The sequence below is a fragment of the Chryseobacterium sp. genome (assembly GCF_041914225.1).
GTDB lineage: Bacteria > Bacteroidota > Bacteroidia > Flavobacteriales > Weeksellaceae > Chryseobacterium.
Genome location: NZ_JAYSDT010000064.1, coordinates 1 through 15915, shown reverse-complemented (window position 1 = coordinate 15915; position 15915 = coordinate 1). Strand labels below are relative to the sequence as shown.

Sequence of the window (15915 nt, the reverse complement as noted above, 5' to 3'; positions counted from 1 at the left end):
TGGAGCTCTAAGTCTGTTGTGCTGACCATGAGTTGCCTGCATTACACCTCCAAATCCGTGTCTTTTAACAACACCCTGGAAGCCTTTACCTTTTGAAGTTCCTGTTACGTCAACATATTCACCTTCTGCGAATAAATCAACTTTTACTTCTTCTCCTACTTTTACTTCATCAACGAATTCTCTGTAGAATTCAACTAATTTAGCTTTAGGAGCAGAACCAGCCTTTTTAAAATGACCAGCTAACGCTTTACCAACGTTCTTCTCACTCTTGTCATCGAAACCTAACTGAACAGCTGTATAACCGTCTTTTTCTAAGGTTCTGACCTGTAAAACCGAGCATGGACCAGCTTGGATAACTGTACAAGGAATGTTTTTTCCTTCTTCGTTAAACAAAGATGTCATACCGATTTTTTTACCAATAATACCTGACATTGTTTATATTATAATAAAATTTATCCTTTATTTATCACCATTTTTCGGGAGTCTGAGGTAATTTCTACTTTTAATATAGGCATACCACGCCCCTAAAATGAGTGTGCAAATCTACGAATAATTTTGTAACTGACAAATATTTCGACTAAAATATTTTGATTTTTAATCATTTACAAAAAATCAGGTTTGATCTAATCACGATATTCATCATTGAAATTATTCCAACTCAATCGGATTATAAGGCAAGGGTTTGGATTTAACGATCATTGGGCTTCCGTCTGCATTATAAGCCTTCCCATGAAAAATACCCGGGTTATCATGATAGTTTTTTTTCTACCTCCCTGTATTTATCTTTAGTAACACGCAGTATCCTGTCTTCACTTCTAAGATAAATAGGCAGATTTTTCTTATCAATGGCAATGGCAACAAAATGAAATTCATTTCCTGTATCTGTCAGCTCAAGTATAAGCCCCGGCAGTCCTTCAAATTTATACGGTCCATTATTGGAAGATATTGAATCTGTGAACCAAGCAACATAATCCCTTCCTTTAAATTTCACAGTTGCTTTTTTACAAGTATATCCTAAAATAGTTTTAGTATCCTTCTCCAGCTTCCATTTAAAATCAGGCTGCTCCTCCTGATATTGATATATTCCTTTTATTCTCCCCTGATACGTAATTTTTCTTTTTGAAATATCTTTTAAAATCACCGGATGAAAAACAACATTTATATTCATCAGCGCTTCCAATTCCTTTCCATTAACCTCTTTTTGGTGACTGTACTTTTCACTTAGCGAATCGGATTTAAGCTGCTTCACATCGCTGAATTTCGAGTAATCCTTTCCCACCTGAAGAATACAGACACTTTCTTTTTTCAATTCTTTGCGGGCAACATCAGGAACAAACTCTAACCGGTAATAAACATTGTACAAACTTGTATCATAATTTTCAACTTTGTAAGTAGATGTTTTCATAGAAAAGTTTGGATTATCAATGCGAAACTGAGCATGAAAAACCGAAGCTGTCAAAAAAAATAATATTAAATAAAATTTCATATTTAGTAACATTATAAACAAAAGAATCGGAAGCATGAAGCAACCGATTCTATATTTTTTCTTTTCAAACGGATTATGAACACTTTATTTCGGCAAAATGATGTACATCATCCCAGAATTCGTCAGTTGTAGCATAATCATTATAATCAAGGTAAAAAACAGCGCCGCAAGGTGCCACAATTGTAACCCAGTTATATGGTTTAAATGTGACTTTAAGAGTCTGAGTAACTCCCTGCTGATTCTTGCTTTCCACTAAGATGGTTTTCTCTTTTGCGTTTTCAGCATTAACATCTTTAATTTCAGAGGTATTTGCACTAGCCATACCCGCAACAGCTAACGCTGCGATAAAAAACAGTTTTTTCATTGTTATTAGTTTTTGTTTGTTAAACGTATCAAAAATAAAGACCAAAAAATAAAACACCAAATATTTTGTGGAAAATATTGTAATTATTTTATTATGTTAAACAAATCCTTATCAGAAATTCATTACAAACTTAAAAATCACTAAAAACAAAAGTATTTAAACAATTACGGTTACCCCAATCTCTTCCAGGTTGTTTTTATCTTCCTCCAGAATCCCATCATCTGTAATAAGATAATCCACCTGATCCAAACTTGCAATCTTCCCGAATCCCTTCTTATTTAACTTTGAAGAGTCCGCAAGGATTACCGTCTGGTCCGCACATTCCATCATAATCTGATTCAGATGCGCTTCTGCAGCATTGGAAGTACTGATTCCGAATTCGGAGTCAATCCCATCTACTCCCAGAAAGAGCTTATTACAGGAAAACTGTTTCAGAATTCCTTCCGAAATAGAACCTACTATAGAAGTTGAACTTTTTCTCACTTCGCCTCCCAGTTGTACAATGTTGATGTTAGGATTATTGCAAAGCTCAATTGCCACCCGTAAAGAAGATGTCAACACTGTAAGCGGACCAAAATTCACCAGCATTCTCGCCAGATAATGCATTGTTGTTCCGGATGCCAATATAATACAGTCATTTTCATGAATCAATGATAGCGCAGCCTTAGCAATAACCTGCTTTGCTTCCACATTGATGTTTTCTTTCTCCCCTACATTCTTTTCATAAGCATACCTTACCTGCTTACTTGCTCCCCCATGATTCCTGAAAAGAAGCCCCAGACTTTCGAGATAGTTCAGATCCTTTCGGATCGTAACCGAAGATACATTGAGCTTTTCACACAGATCCTGCACAAGCACATGTCCTTTATCATCCAGCTCTTTAAGTATTTCATCCTGCCTTGGTAATAGCTTTTCCATTTTATTCGTTTCCTCAAAAATACCGATTTTTTCCGACATCTTAAAATTTCATTTATTTTCTTTTTGCTTTCATTTTTAATTTATATATTTGAAAACGAAACATAAACGAAACATTTATGAAACGAAACGAAGAACTCAGTAAATTAACCAATGTAAAAGAATGGGACTTTATAGTCATAGGAGGAGGAGCCAGTGGTTTAGGTTCAGCATTAGATGCGGTAAGCAGGGGATTCAAAACATTATTGCTTGAATCTCACGATTTCGCAAAAGCAACTTCCAGCAGAAGTACCAAATTGGTACACGGTGGAGTAAGATATCTTGCCCAGGGAGATGTCGGATTGGTAAAAGAAGCATTAAAGGAAAGAGGACTTCTGGCAAAAAATGCAGCACATATCGTAAAAAATCAGGCTTTCATTATTCCCAACTACACATGGTGGGGAGGAATTTATTATAAGATAGGATTGTCTGTTTATGATTTCCTTGCCGGAAAGCTGAGTTTGGGTAAAACAAAATATATCAGCAAATCAAAAACAGTGGAAAAGCTTCCTACTATTGAACAAAACCACTTAATGAGTGGTGTTGTTTACCAGGACGGACAGTTTGACGACGCAAGACTTGCGGTCAACCTTACCCAAACTATTATTGAAAAAGGCGGAAGTGCAGTCAACTATGTAAAAGTAATTAATCTTTTAAAAGATGCTTCCGATAAAGTAATCGGTGTTGTTGCAGAAGACCAGTTTTCTAAACAGCAATATCAGATCCATGGTAAAGTAGTTATCAATGCAACCGGTGTATTCACGAATGACATCCTGAATATGAACAATCCTAAACATGGTAAACTTGTAGTACCAAGCCAGGGAATCCACCTCGTACTGGATAAATCCTTCCTGAAAAGTGATGATGCGATCATGATTCCGAAAACATCAGACGGCAGGGTTTTATTTGTTGTTCCATGGCATGACAGAGCTTTGGTAGGAACTACAGATACACTATTGGAAAATGAAAGCTTTGAGCCCCGTGCATTGGAAGAGGAAATAAGCTTTGTTTTAAATACAGCAAGACAATATCTGGCTAAAAAGCCAACACGTGAAGATGTAAAATCAGTCTTCGCAGGCCTTCGTCCGCTTGCCGCACCCAAAGATGGAAGCAAAAGCACAAAAGAAGTTTCCAGAAGTCATAAAGTCATTACTTCAGAAACAGGATTGGTTTCCATTATCGGAGGAAAGTGGACCACCTACCGTAAAATGGCGGAAGACACCGTAGATGAAGCTATGAAAGTTCACAGATTGGGAAACAGCCCATCAAAAACAGAGCATATGTCCATTCACGGAAATGTAAAACCTGAACAGGTAGACAGAACCAATCATCTGTATGTGTACGGGTCTGACATTCCAGCCATAAAAGCACTGCAGGAAAGTAATCCTCGTTATGCTCAAAAGATCCACCCTGATCATCCTTTTACTGTAGCAGAAGTGGTATGGGCTGTAAGAGCAGAAATGGCAGAAACGATTGAAGATATCCTGGCAAGAAGAGTACGTTTGCTGTTCCTGGATGCTAGAGCAGCAATAGACAGTGCCCACAATGTAGCAAGAATTATTGCTGAAGAAAAAGGATATTCTGAAGAATGGGCCCAGCAGCAGGAAAATGAATTCATTGAACTGGCAAAAGGTTATTTACTGACTCCTTATTCACCTAAAGTTATCAACCTAAATTAGCACTATATACATGAATGAAAAGCTTATCCTCGCTCTAGACCAGGGAACTACTTCCTCCAGAGCGATTCTCTTCAACCATAGTGGAGAAATCAAATATGTATCTCAGAAAGATTTCAGACAGATATTCCCTACTCCGGGATGGGTAGAACACGATCCGAATGAAATCTGGTCTTCACAGATCTCCGTAGCAGCAGAAGTTATAGCAAAAGCAGGAATCTCCGGACTGGAAGTTGCCGCTATCGGAATTACCAATCAGCGTGAAACCACCATTGTATGGGATAAAGAAACCGGAGAACCGATCTACAATGCCATTGTATGGCAGGACCGCAGAACTTCAAAATACTGCGACGAACTGAAAGAACAGGGACATGCAGAAACCATCAAAGAAAAAACAGGTCTTGTTCTGGATGCTTACTTTTCAGCAACCAAATTAAAGTGGATTCTTGATAATGTAGAAGGAGCAAGACAAAAAGCTGAAGAAGGAAAATTGTGTTTCGGAACTGTTGACACATGGCTTGTGTGGAAACTTACCCGCGGAAAAATGTTCATCACAGACGTTTCCAATGCCAGCAGAACCATGCTTCTGAATATTCACACTCTGGAATGGGATAATGATTTATTAACGCTATTTGATATTCCTAAAAATATCCTCCCGGAAGTAAAGCAGAGCAGTGAAATATATGGAGAGACAGCTACTACCCTGTTCTCTACCAAAATTCCGATCGCAGGTATTGCCGGTGATCAGCAGGCAGCCTTATTCGGGCAGATGTGCACCACTCCGGGAATGGTAAAAAATACTTACGGAACAGGATGCTTCCTGCTAATGAATACAGGAACGGAAGCTGTTTCTTCTAAAAACAACCTTCTTACCACTGTAGCCTGGAAAATTAACGGAGAGGTTAACTATGCACTGGAAGGAAGTGTTTTTGTAGGAGGTGCGGCTATCCAATGGCTGAGAGACGGTCTTAAGCTTATTCATTCTTCTGAGCAGGTGAACGAACTGGCTGCTTCTGTAGAAGATAATGGTGGTGTTTATTTTGTTCCTGCATTAACGGGTCTTGGCGCTCCTTACTGGGACCAGTATGCACGCGGAACGATTGTAGGGATCACCCGCGGAACAACTGATGCCCATATCGCCAGAGCCACCCTGGAAGGAATTGCATTTCAGGTATACGAGATTGTAAAAGCAATGGAAGCAGATTCCGGAAGAGCCAGCCTTGAATTAAGAGTAGATGGCGGTGCCTCCGCAAGTGATCTTCTGATGCAGATTCAGTCTGATCTTTTCGGATTTAAAATTACAAGACCAAAAACATTGGAAACTACCGCTCTTGGAGCAGCCTACCTTGCAGGACTTGCAGTAGGATATTGGAAAAGTATAGACGAAATCCAGGAACAATGGATTGTAGACAAAGACTTCCACCCTCAACTGGACAGAGAAAAGGTAAATAAAATGACCCACTTCTGGAAGAAAGCTGTAAAAAGCGCTCAAAGCTGGATTGAAGATTAACTCACTTATCAAAAAAACTTATATGACCCCATTTATTGCAGAAGTTATCGGCACGATGCTTCTTATATTGTTAGGCAACGGTGTTGTAGCCAATGTTGTCTTAAAAGATACGAAAGGAAATAATTCCGGATGGATTGTTATTACTACCGCATGGGCGCTGGCCGTTTTTGTGGGAGTAACCGTTGCAGGGCCAATAAGTGGGGCCCACCTGAACCCGGCAGTAACCATTGGTCTTGCTGTTGCAGGAAAATTCTCATGGGACCTTGTTCCGTCTTATATCGCGGCGCAAATGATCGGAGGAATGCTGGGTGCATTTTTAGTATGGCTGTTTCATAAAGATCATTTTGCTATCACAGAGGATGAGGGTGCAAAACTGGCATGCTTCAGTACTGGTCCGGCGATCAGAAAAACATCTTCCAATCTTATCAGTGAGATCATCGGAACATTTGTACTGGTATTCTGTGTATTTTATTTTGCTGGTCCCAGTATTTCCTTACAGGCAGATCCGGCAGCTAAAGTAGGCCTTGGTTCTATCGGAGCCATCCCTGTTACCTTTGTCGTTTGGGCTATCGGTTTATCTCTGGGAGGAACTACAGGATATGCTATTAACCCGGCGAGAGATCTTGCTCCAAGAATCATGCATTCCATTTTACCCGTAAAAGGAAGCAGTGACTGGGGATATGCGTGGATTCCTATAGTAGGTCCGATTACAGGGGCTATTATCGCAGCAGTATTATATGGATTTTTAAAATAAAACAAATGATGAGAAAAATCTTAAAGGGAATCTTCGTTCTTGCTTTAGGCACAGGAAGGTTATTTTCACAGGAAAGCGGTGAAACCAAGGAAACCAAAGAAGGAAGGCTTGATTTTACAGCCAACATTCAGAACAATCACTTATGGAGAGGACTAATTATTACGGATAAACCTGTAGTGATGGGGAATCTGTCTTACGCCCTGGATGCGGAGAAAAAATGGAAGGTAGGAATCTGGGGTGCCTCTGCATTAGCCGATGATAAAGACAACACCCATTATAAAGAGATCAATTATTATGTTCAATATTCTGACGGCCGTTTTTATATCGGATTATGGGATCTTTATAATTCCAGGAATATCAATACTGCAGTGGCAGCAGATGACATTTTCAGTTATTCACGGAGAAGAACGGCCCATATTATTGATTTAAGAACCAATTATACTTTCGGACCTTCATTCCCGATTAATATTGAGGCTGATATCATGCTGTACGGAGGTGCCAATGCCGGAGAAGTGATTCTGGAACCAGACGGAAGCTATAAGAAAAACAGATACTCCACTTATGTTCAGGCAAGCTATCCTGTTATTAAGGGACAGAAAGTAAATCTGGACGCATTTGTAGGAGCTGGGTTTGCTCTCAATGATAAAACCTTTTTGTATGGTAACGGTAAAAACAGTTTCGACATCGTTAATGTAGGAGTAAAAGCAGGAAAAGTAGTAAAGATTACTGATCATTACAGCCTTCCCGTATCCATGATGGCGATGTGGAATCCATCCAATAAGTATGCAAGAATTCAGCTTGCTGCAACCGTTTTTTAATTTAACTTCAAATATATTACAGAGAAGCCACTCCTTTCGGGGTGGCTTTGTTATTACTTTCCGGTCAAAAAGGTGATTCATTTTTTAGGCTCCGCATTTCTTCCGAACTACAATAATCGGGTTTTTACGGCTTACTATTTGCCGGAATATATTTACTTTTGAAAAAAATATGTATGAAAAAGCTTTTCAGTTTAATAGTTCTGTGCATCAGTATTTTTACATGGGCACAACAGACGGATGTTCCTTTTATCGGATACAGGAATTTTGATATTTTGAAAGGATATAGTGGCACCGGTACTCCTCATTATTATCTGGATGTAAAAAGTAATGGTGATGTACATTTTGGCTATGTTCAGATCAATCAGGCCAGCGGAGAAGAAACAACGGAAGAAATCAATGCAGGAAAATATGCACCTAATAAGGTAATGAAAGTGGTGTTTAAAAAATATGAGGAAACCTTTTTCGTGAAATTCGACAAAGAAAAAATCTACCTTACCGATGAAAAGGGAAATGTGAAGAATCTTGATGGCTGCTGTTCATCTACTGAGAGCATCACTAAAGAAACCTGCACCTGTGAAAGCGAATTTTTCAAGTAGTAAAATAATATATAGAAAAAGCCACTCCATTTGGGGTGGTTGTATGGTTGTTGGAGAAAACCACCCCGTCAAATTATAAATTTGACACCCCTCCACAGGAGGGGAATAGTTATACAACCTGCTGCATTTCAACAAATCATAATTTACAAATACAATATTCTTTTGCCTCTAATTGCGAATCACCGGGATTTTACGGTTTATATTCTGCCAAAATATCTTTAATTTTGAAGGGTGATTTACACCAATGAAAAATTTTAAAATTTTATTTCTATTTCTTCTCTTTCTTACGGTATCATGCAGCAGGAAAGAGAATCATCCTTATACATTTTATTACTGGAAAACCAAACTGAAGCTTGACCATGCAGAAAAGAAAGCATTGGAAAAAGCAACGGTTCCTTATTTATATACCAGATTCTTTGATGTAGATAAAGTGAACGGGAAATTCCAGCCGGTAGCAGTAATTACAAAAGACGTAAGTTTTCAGACAGGAAAACAGATTGTTCCCACAGTTTTTATTACCAATCAGGCTTTGCTGGGCATTTCTGCAGAAGAAATCAGATTTCTGGCTGAAAGTATTCATCTTTTAATTCAGAAGAAAGCGGAAGAATATAAACTGAAAACCAATAATGAAATTCAGATCGACTGTGACTGGACCGCCGGAACAAGAAATGATTATTTCAAATTCCTGAAGGAACTGAAAAGAATTACCGGAAAAGAAATAACCTGTACACTTCGCCTTCATCAGGTTAAAGATAAAAAACAAACCGGCATTCCTCCTGTAGAGAAAGTATATCTCATGTGCTATTCTACATCATCACCGTTGGAAAAATCTGATAAGAATTCAATTCTGGATGTCAATATCCTGAAAAGCTATCTTTCAAAAATGGAAGACTATCCAATCAAAAAAATTGAAGTGGCACTTCCTATTTACTCCTGGGGAATTATCACCAACCATTTAGGCAAACACAAACTGATTAATGCTTTATCAAAACGGGATCTGGAGAATCCTGATTTTAAGAGGATATCTGATCATGAAACTGAAGTCCTGAAGGATGGTTTCTACTTTGGAAGCTATTTAAACAAAGGCTTTAAAATAAAAATCGAGGAAATATCTGAAGAACAGCTTAATGATGTTATTGAGTTTTTACAGAAAAAAATACCACATTTTAATATTATTTATTATCAATTAGATAGTAAATTTGTGTCAGACCGTAAATTTTAATCTCCAGCAGGTGGAGATCAGCCTGCCTGAACCTTATCATACAATATTATAAACTAAAAAAACACTACAAACCCTATGAAAAAGTATATTCTTTCACTTGCGGTTGTATCACTTTTCTATACCCAATCTGATGCCTGCGCATGGTCGGATCCTGATTATGATTACTTCAACCTTTTTACGCAAACAATCATTAAGGACAAAGCGTATCTTCCTTTTCTGCACAACTATTCAAGCAGGTTTTATGGAGGATACAACCCTTCACTGATTCCTGATGACAATGTTGAAACATGGAGAAAGTTTTTCAATAATCAGCTCAGCTATTCTGAAACACAGAATCTGGTCTATAAAGTGAGCATGAATGACCTGAATACCTTAAAGAACGGAAATCCGACCAATCCTCTTTTACAGAAGCTGGGATCCGGATTTTATCAGAAGTACAAGGAAGGCATTGATTATTTAATTGAAGCCAAATATCTTGAGCCTTACATGAGCATCAATTATATCGAAAGTGAAAATTCATTTTACTACGACAGAGATGCCAACAGGAAAAATGCAACAGCTCTTGATTACAATAAAACCATTGTTGCTTTAACGTCTTTATATAATGCTGCGAGAAATCCTGAAATCAAGCAGCGCTATGGATACCAGCTGGTACGTCTGAATCATTATACCCGAAATTATGACTCTGCAGTACAGGCTTTCAAAACTTATGTTGCCCCTGTCAAATTAAAAGGAACAGTATATTTCATGGCTCTTGATCAGCTTGCCGGGGCACAAAGAGGACTGGAAATGAACAGTGATGCCAACTGGAATTTCTTTCAGGTATTCATGAACAGTAAAGACCGCAAGGAATCTGCCTTTGTTTCTATGAAGCTTTCAGATACTGCCTCTTTCAGCAATATCATGAAAAGAGCCGGCACCAATGAAGAAAAGAATATGGCATACTTCCTTTTAGGGTATGAAGATTTCAACAACCCGATTCCAACCATGGAAAAGATGTATGAGATCAATACTGATTCTGAAATCCTGAAGGTAATGGCTGCAAGAAGCATCAATGAACTGGAAAGAAGTTATCTTCCGGTGTATTATTACAATTCTGATGCTGCTAAAAGTCCTTACGTACAAAGAGGAAAAGCAGACAACAATGCCTCTTCAAAGGATGACAAAGCTACTTCTACTACTGAAGTAAAGGAAGAAAAGCTTTCTTTCTGGCAAAAAATTGTGAGATTCTTTAAAAACCTGTTCGGGGGATCTAAAAAAGAATCCGCTGATGGAAGTAAAACGGATCAGAGTGATGATGATTTACTGGACAATCCAAACAGAATTCCGTTCTACACGACTTCGGGTTATGGGTATGATGATAAAATGAAGGACTATCTTGATGATCTTCAGAAGTTCACTGACAAAACCAAAGAAAAGTCTAAGGATGAGTTCTGGCAGATTGCAGATGCTTATCTTAAATTCCTTAAAAAAGACTACAAAGGAAGTACGGAAATCCTGAATGATATTAAAACTTCCAATCCGGAATATCTGGAAGAAATCAAAAGAATGAAGGTGCTGAATGATATTGTTTCACAGCCAAGAATTGATGCGGCATATGAAGACCGGCTGATGAAAGATTATTCGGAATATTTTGTAGAGAAAAAGGTAGAAAGGGATACTGCCACAACTGATAATTTTGATTATTACAGTGAAGTACCGTCTACTGCTGATTTCCTTAAAGATGTGCTTGCCAACCGTTATTTTCTTCAGGGCGAAGACGGAAAATCATTCCTGATGAACAACAAACTTTCGGATCTGCAGTATAACCCTAACTCTAGTCTGGTGAAGAGCGTGGAAGCGTTTTACAGAAAACCTAATAAAACCCAGTTTGAACAGCAGATCATTGCCAAAAATATGGACAGTGTAGGTAATATTGATGCTTTCTTCAATATCATTTATGGAGACAGAGCCATGAGACTTGCGGACTTTGAAAAGGCAAAATCTTATTATGAGAAAGCAAAAAGCTTTGCCGGTATTCCAAGACAGAATTATGAATGGACAGAAAAAGAAGGACAGGCTGTTACAGCCAAACAGTATGCTCCTGCTGAATACAACGGATTTAAAAACATTTCAAATCTTGTATTCGGGCATAATGTATGGGAAAGTTTTGAAAGTACTGAAGATGAAAGTATGGAAGCAGAAAATTATACAGACTTCCCTTTCATCAAAACAAGCATGGATAAACTTGAGCTTGCAGATGCTTTGATTCAACTTAAGAAGATTGGATCCGGAACCGGTGAAAAGGCTGCAAAAGCCAATCAGCTTATCGGAAACCTACTGTACAATACTTCTATTTTAGGATATTACCGTCAGTTATTTGTGATGGATATTGATAACAGCAACGGAGGTAAATACGACTTCTGGAATACGGACAGAAAGAATCCTTACCAGTATTATTATAAAAACTTCCTGGATACTTCATATATTGAACCTGATAATTTTGATCTTTCAATTAATTATTATCAAAAGGCACTTAAACTTCCGAACAATAAAGAAGACAAAGCAAGAATCCTGTTCCAGATGGCAAGCGCCGAGCAAGGTAAATATTACCAGTATGAGGCGAAGGCCCCAAAAGATTTTGATTATTCTGATCCTAAATGGTCTGAAAAAGAAGATGCCCGCCAAAAGGAAATGGACCAACTTAAAAATCAAAAGTACAGAACCTATTTTGCCCAGCTGAAGGCACAGTATTCTGATACTGAAACAACGAAGAATTTAATGGGAAGCTGTAGCTATTTCAATTATTTCATGAGATAAGAACTTTAAAAAATACATCAAATAAAAAAAGGAATCAATTCGATTCCTTTTTTTGTTCCTGCTTCTGAATCCATTCTTCATGTTTTCTTTTGAAGAATTCATATTTGTAATCCTGATTTCTCTGGGCAGCATCTATAGAATGGGAAGTATGGATATCGTAATCTTTTTTCGCCAGTTGAGCAAGTCTTTCGTAATAGCAATGAAGCTGGTCCAGCTCTGCTTCTGTAAGATCTTCGATATCTACAATTCTGTTACTGGCTTTTTCGTGGGCAGCAATAATTTCGTTCAGCTTAATCTGTATTGCCTTTGAATCTTTATTCTGAGCCTTCTGAATAAGGAATACCATCAGAAATGTAATAATGGTGGTTCCGGTGTTGATAACCAGCTGCCATGTTTCAGAATAGTCGAAGAAAGGACCGGTAACCGCCCATACCACAACGATAATGAAAGCTCCCATAAAAGCATGTGGACTTCCTGTAAATTTCACAGCCCAGTTTGAAAATTTTTCAAAAAAATGATTTCCCGTATGTCCCATAATCTTGGTTTTTAACATAATAAATGTATAAAATTAACAGGAATAAGGAGTAATAAATACGAACAAAAAAAACATTAAGACAATGCTTACTGTCTTAATGCTTTTAATTAAAATTGATATGAATGATTGAAATTATATTATTTAATCTTTTCTGAGAAGCGATTTTCCAGGTTTTGTTTTTCTTCTGCGATCATGCTCTTTCCGATCCGGGAAGGTGAAAAAGTTTTTGGATAAAATGTATTATTCCAGTGGTCCTTCCAGGGAGAAATGTTACCCCAGGAGTATATACTTTTGGGATTATTGTAATGTTTTTCAATATTTTCCCTGGCAGTTTTCAGTTCTTCTTCGGACAAATGTTCTTCGGAGCATGAAGCTACACCAGCTCCGGCAATCAATACTAAGATTATTGTTCTGGCAATTTTCATACTTTTTTAAGTTAGAATTTATAGTTTACCTGTACTGCAAAGTTTCTGGGCTGGATCTGATCAATATATCCACCTCTGAAATAAGAATTGTATCCTACCGAATCAAAGATGTTATTAAAGAAGCCTCTTAGTCCTAATCCATTTTTGAAAGAATACCCTATTTGAGCATCTACTGTCGTATATTGCGGCATGAAAAAAGGTTTTTCCCCTGGCTGGGTTCCATTTACATGCCCATTCTCTGTATTGGTATATTTTTGTTTATAATCATCGACAGGTCTTTCTCCAACAAAATAAATTCCGGCACCTATATCAAGGCCAGTAAGAATCCCTGTACCAAACTTATAATTCAGCCAGGCATTGGCAGAATGCTTAGGTGTATTAATAGGAGCTGAGCCGTTTACAAATGAAGGGCTGTCTTTATACTGTGCATCCACATAAGCCCATCCTGTCATTACCTGTAGGTTTGGAAGAATTTTCCCGATCAATTCAACTTCAACACCCTTTCTTTTTAAGTTACCGGCAAGTGCGTATTTTCCGGTCGGATTTCCACCATCCAGAAGTTCGTATGATAAATTATCTGTGTTAATATCAAAAAGAGTTACATTAAATCTTAATCTTTCATCCAGCCAATCAGATTTAATTCCAGCCTCCCATTGTTTTGTAGTAGATGCTCCTACAGTTCCTCCGCTGAACAATACATTATTTGAACTTCTGAGTGATGTAGTACTTGTATAGGAACCAAATATGTTCATATTTTCAATGGGAGAGATCATGATTCCCAATGAGGGATTCCATGCATAATCCTTTTCTTTATCCGTTCCAATTAATCTGCTGTAGCGAACTCCTAAATGAGCTTTAATATATTTATTAAATGTAATAACATCCTGTGCCATCAGACCCATGGTAGGCGCCACCGTATTAATGGAACTGGCTGTTGATAAGTCTATATTAACTCCGGCAGGAAGGATATTTTTGATTTCGTTCAGCACATTGATCTGGTCAACATCTTTAGCCTTATATGAAGTAGTTGTAACATTTGATTCTTTCCAGTCAAAACCTACCTGAAAAGTATGTTTCATGAACCCTGTCATTACATCAGCGCCAATAAAATCAAATTGAAACACCTTATTTAAATCCTCTCTATCAGACCTTGTCAATGTTCTGTTTCGCAACTCGGTTGGATTATCTCTTTTTAAAGGAGCCTGTGCTGCACCTACAATTTCAGTCTGATAAGATGAACTCATATAGGCAGCTCTTAATTTCAATTTATCAGTCAGCTGTCTTATTACAATTGTTGAGAAATTGAATGTTTCAGTCTTTGCCTTATCTGTAGAAAATCCAAGGAATTTTCTTCCCGGCATTCTGTATATTGCCTCAGTATCTCCTTTAGCAAGATTTACAGTTCCTCTATCCGGCGTGGTATTGTTATGCATATAATCCATTTCCACAACAATCTAAGTTTTATCATCCGGACGGATGGCAATAGATGGGTTTACATAAATACGTTCTGTATTAATAAATCTTCTGAAGCTATTATTATTTTGATAAGCTGCATTTAATCTGACAGCAATTTTTCCCTGTGGGTCTAATACTCTTTGAAAGTCAACTGTTGGCCTATAGAAATCCCAGCTTCCATATCTGAAACCAACATTAGTCTGATTAATAAATTTAGGAACTTTTGTAATCACATTAATCACTCCTCCTGCAGATCCTAAACCATCTCCAATTCCCTGAGTAACTGCAGCAGATCCTTTAATTATCTGAATACTTTCTATCCCCTGCATATCAGTAAGCATTCCTGCGGTACGGAAATCAGAATCCATCTGAACTCCGTTCTTTAAAACCGGAACTCCTCTATATCCTCTGATAGACATACTTTCTCTTGTCCCGCCATAATTACCGAATTGAGTTACTCCAGGCACATTTTTGGCAACATCGGTAACGGTAAGAGCTCCTAATTCTTCAATTGCTTTATGGGAGATCACAGAAATACTCTGAATCTGATCTCTGGTTTTTAATGGCAACCTTGTGATGGCTTCCAAACCTTGCGGCTGCTTTTTTCTTTCACCGAATAATTCCACTTCGTCAATTTCCTTCGACTTTTTAATAGAATCATTAACTTTCTGTGCATTTACAAAAACCCCACCCAATACAAGCAGAGAAAAGGATACTACTTTATTCATCTGATAATTTTTTGTAAAAATATTATTTTTATTAATTCTAAATAAACAAATGAATGTGACTTATGTCACCCTAAAAAGTACTGCAGTTATCAGATCATTAATCAGCAAGGAGGACTCTTTAAAACCTTAAAACAGTTCTCTTCAATCGTTAGAAGCATTAATCTTCAGGCTTTATATGATTAAAGAAAGTACAATACAAAAAAAGCAGATTTGTGGCTGGCAAATCTGCTTTACTTTCTGCATTAACTTATCAAATTATATCCCCAAAAAAAATCCGTCCCTAAAAAAGGAACGGACTGTATAATCATTGCAAAGTATGCATTTATCACACTTTAATTTCAACGTCTACACCTGAAGGAAGTTCTAATTTCATTAGAGCATCAACAGTCTTAGAAGAAGAAGAGTAGATATCCATTAGTCTCTTGTGAGCTGAAAGTTGGAACTGCTCTCTTGCTTTCTTGTTTACGTGCGGAGATCTCAACACTGTGAAGATTCTCTTATTTGTTGGTAATGGAATAGGACCGTTTACAACAGCACCAGTAGCCTTTACCGTTTTTACGATTTTCTCTGCAGATTTATCTACTAAGTTGTAA

General features: G+C 37.6%; 16 protein-coding genes. 7 read left to right on the top strand and 9 right to left on the bottom strand.

From position 1 onward, the window contains the following. From rplC to ACE3RB_RS18360, 4 genes are all read right to left on the bottom strand, one after another. A partial coding sequence (rplC, locus tag ACE3RB_RS18375; protein WP_374465544.1) for a 50S ribosomal protein L3 occupies positions 1-432 on the bottom strand: 432 nt, incomplete at its 3' end. A gap of 316 nt (positions 433-748) precedes the next feature. Further along, the gene (locus ACE3RB_RS18370; RefSeq protein WP_374465543.1) at positions 749-1486 is read right to left on the bottom strand and encodes a GLPGLI family protein; all 738 of its coding nucleotides are present in this window, start codon (positions 1484-1486) and stop codon (positions 749-751) included. Between the two features lie 73 nt (positions 1487-1559). Then, positions 1560-1850, bottom strand: a complete 291-nt coding sequence (locus ACE3RB_RS18365) for a hypothetical protein (protein ID WP_374465542.1) — start codon at positions 1848-1850, stop codon at positions 1560-1562. Positions 1851-2006: 156 nt separating this feature from the next. Next, the gene (locus ACE3RB_RS18360) at positions 2007-2768 is read right to left on the bottom strand and encodes a DeoR/GlpR family DNA-binding transcription regulator (protein ID WP_374465541.1); all 762 of its coding nucleotides are present in this window, start codon (positions 2766-2768) and stop codon (positions 2007-2009) included. A 116-nt stretch (positions 2769-2884) separates the two neighbouring features. Here ACE3RB_RS18360 and ACE3RB_RS18355 point away from each other — a divergent pair, with 116 nt between their 5' ends. From ACE3RB_RS18355 to ACE3RB_RS18325, 7 genes are all read left to right on the top strand, one after another. Beyond that, a complete protein-coding gene (locus tag ACE3RB_RS18355) occupies positions 2885-4483 on the top strand; it encodes a glycerol-3-phosphate dehydrogenase/oxidase (protein WP_374465540.1) in 1599 nt (532 codons plus the stop codon). A gap of 10 nt (positions 4484-4493) precedes the next feature. After that, entirely contained in the window at positions 4494-5990 is a 1497-nt protein-coding gene (glpK, locus tag ACE3RB_RS18350) for a glycerol kinase GlpK (protein ID WP_374465539.1), read from the top strand. A gap of 22 nt (positions 5991-6012) precedes the next feature. Next, on the top strand, positions 6013-6744 hold the full coding sequence (locus tag ACE3RB_RS18345; RefSeq protein ID WP_332388313.1) for an MIP/aquaporin family protein: 732 nt from the start codon (positions 6013-6015) through the stop codon (positions 6742-6744). 5 nt (positions 6745-6749) lie between these two features. Next, positions 6750-7562 carry a hypothetical protein gene (locus ACE3RB_RS18340; protein WP_374465538.1) on the top strand — a complete coding sequence of 271 codons (813 nt, stop codon included), beginning with the start codon at positions 6750-6752 and terminating at the stop codon, positions 7560-7562. Between the two features lie 173 nt (positions 7563-7735). Beyond that, positions 7736-8158, top strand: a complete 423-nt coding sequence (locus ACE3RB_RS18335; protein WP_374465537.1) for a hypothetical protein — start codon at positions 7736-7738, stop codon at positions 8156-8158. 244 nt (positions 8159-8402) lie between these two features. Further along, on the top strand, positions 8403-9380 hold the full coding sequence (locus ACE3RB_RS18330) for a hypothetical protein (protein ID WP_374465536.1): 978 nt from the start codon (positions 8403-8405) through the stop codon (positions 9378-9380). A gap of 75 nt (positions 9381-9455) precedes the next feature. Next, a complete protein-coding gene (locus tag ACE3RB_RS18325; protein ID WP_374465535.1) occupies positions 9456-12179 on the top strand; it encodes a hypothetical protein in 2724 nt (907 codons plus the stop codon). Between the two features lie 34 nt (positions 12180-12213). Here the strand turns inward: ACE3RB_RS18325 and ACE3RB_RS18320 are convergent, their stop codons facing one another. The 5 genes from ACE3RB_RS18320 to rpsJ all read right to left on the bottom strand — a co-directional run. After that, positions 12214-12714 carry a low affinity iron permease family protein gene (locus ACE3RB_RS18320; RefSeq protein ID WP_002983161.1) on the bottom strand — a complete coding sequence of 167 codons (501 nt, stop codon included), beginning with the start codon at positions 12712-12714 and terminating at the stop codon, positions 12214-12216. A 137-nt stretch (positions 12715-12851) separates the two neighbouring features. After that, positions 12852-13139 (bottom strand): hypothetical protein, encoded by a 288-nt coding sequence (locus ACE3RB_RS18315; protein ID WP_374465534.1) that lies wholly within the window; start codon positions 13137-13139, stop codon positions 12852-12854. Positions 13140-13150: 11 nt separating this feature from the next. Next, positions 13151-14572, bottom strand: coding sequence for a TonB-dependent siderophore receptor (locus ACE3RB_RS18310; protein ID WP_374465533.1), 1422 nt, complete (start codon positions 14570-14572; stop codon positions 13151-13153). Between the two features lie 21 nt (positions 14573-14593). Then, on the bottom strand, positions 14594-15322 hold the full coding sequence (locus tag ACE3RB_RS18305; protein WP_374465532.1) for a TonB-dependent siderophore receptor: 729 nt from the start codon (positions 15320-15322) through the stop codon (positions 14594-14596). Positions 15323-15647: 325 nt separating this feature from the next. Next, a partial coding sequence (gene rpsJ / locus ACE3RB_RS18300; RefSeq protein ID WP_374465531.1) for a 30S ribosomal protein S10 occupies positions 15648-15915 on the bottom strand: 268 nt, incomplete at its 5' end.

What these genes read in the sequence shown, in the direction of transcription:
- ACE3RB_RS18320 (WP_002983161.1), bottom strand. Translation starts at nt 12,714, where the DNA reads ATGGGACATACGGGAAATCATTTTTTTGAAAAATTTTCAAACTGGGCT.
- glpK (WP_374465539.1), top strand. Translation starts at nt 4,494, where the DNA reads ATGAATGAAAAGCTTATCCTCGCTCTAGACCAGGGAACTACTTCCTCC.
- ACE3RB_RS18305 (WP_374465532.1), bottom strand. Translation starts at nt 15,322, where the DNA reads ATGAATAAAGTAGTATCCTTTTCTCTGCTTGTATTGGGTGGGGTTTTT.
- ACE3RB_RS18340 (WP_374465538.1), top strand. Translation starts at nt 6,750, where the DNA reads ATGATGAGAAAAATCTTAAAGGGAATCTTCGTTCTTGCTTTAGGCACA.
- ACE3RB_RS18330 (WP_374465536.1), top strand. Translation starts at nt 8,403, where the DNA reads ATGAAAAATTTTAAAATTTTATTTCTATTTCTTCTCTTTCTTACGGTA.
- ACE3RB_RS18335 (WP_374465537.1), top strand. Translation starts at nt 7,736, where the DNA reads ATGAAAAAGCTTTTCAGTTTAATAGTTCTGTGCATCAGTATTTTTACA.
- ACE3RB_RS18325 (WP_374465535.1), top strand. Translation starts at nt 9,456, where the DNA reads ATGAAAAAGTATATTCTTTCACTTGCGGTTGTATCACTTTTCTATACC.
- ACE3RB_RS18310 (WP_374465533.1), bottom strand. Translation starts at nt 14,572, where the DNA reads ATGCATAACAATACCACGCCGGATAGAGGAACTGTAAATCTTGCTAAA.
- ACE3RB_RS18365 (WP_374465542.1), bottom strand. Translation starts at nt 1,850, where the DNA reads ATGAAAAAACTGTTTTTTATCGCAGCGTTAGCTGTTGCGGGTATGGCT.
- ACE3RB_RS18355 (WP_374465540.1), top strand. Translation starts at nt 2,885, where the DNA reads ATGAAACGAAACGAAGAACTCAGTAAATTAACCAATGTAAAAGAATGG.
- ACE3RB_RS18315 (WP_374465534.1), bottom strand. Translation starts at nt 13,139, where the DNA reads ATGAAAATTGCCAGAACAATAATCTTAGTATTGATTGCCGGAGCTGGT.
- ACE3RB_RS18345 (WP_332388313.1), top strand. Translation starts at nt 6,013, where the DNA reads ATGACCCCATTTATTGCAGAAGTTATCGGCACGATGCTTCTTATATTG.
- ACE3RB_RS18360 (WP_374465541.1), bottom strand. Translation starts at nt 2,768, where the DNA reads ATGGAAAAGCTATTACCAAGGCAGGATGAAATACTTAAAGAGCTGGAT.
- ACE3RB_RS18370 (WP_374465543.1), bottom strand. Translation starts at nt 1,486, where the DNA reads ATGAAATTTTATTTAATATTATTTTTTTTGACAGCTTCGGTTTTTCAT.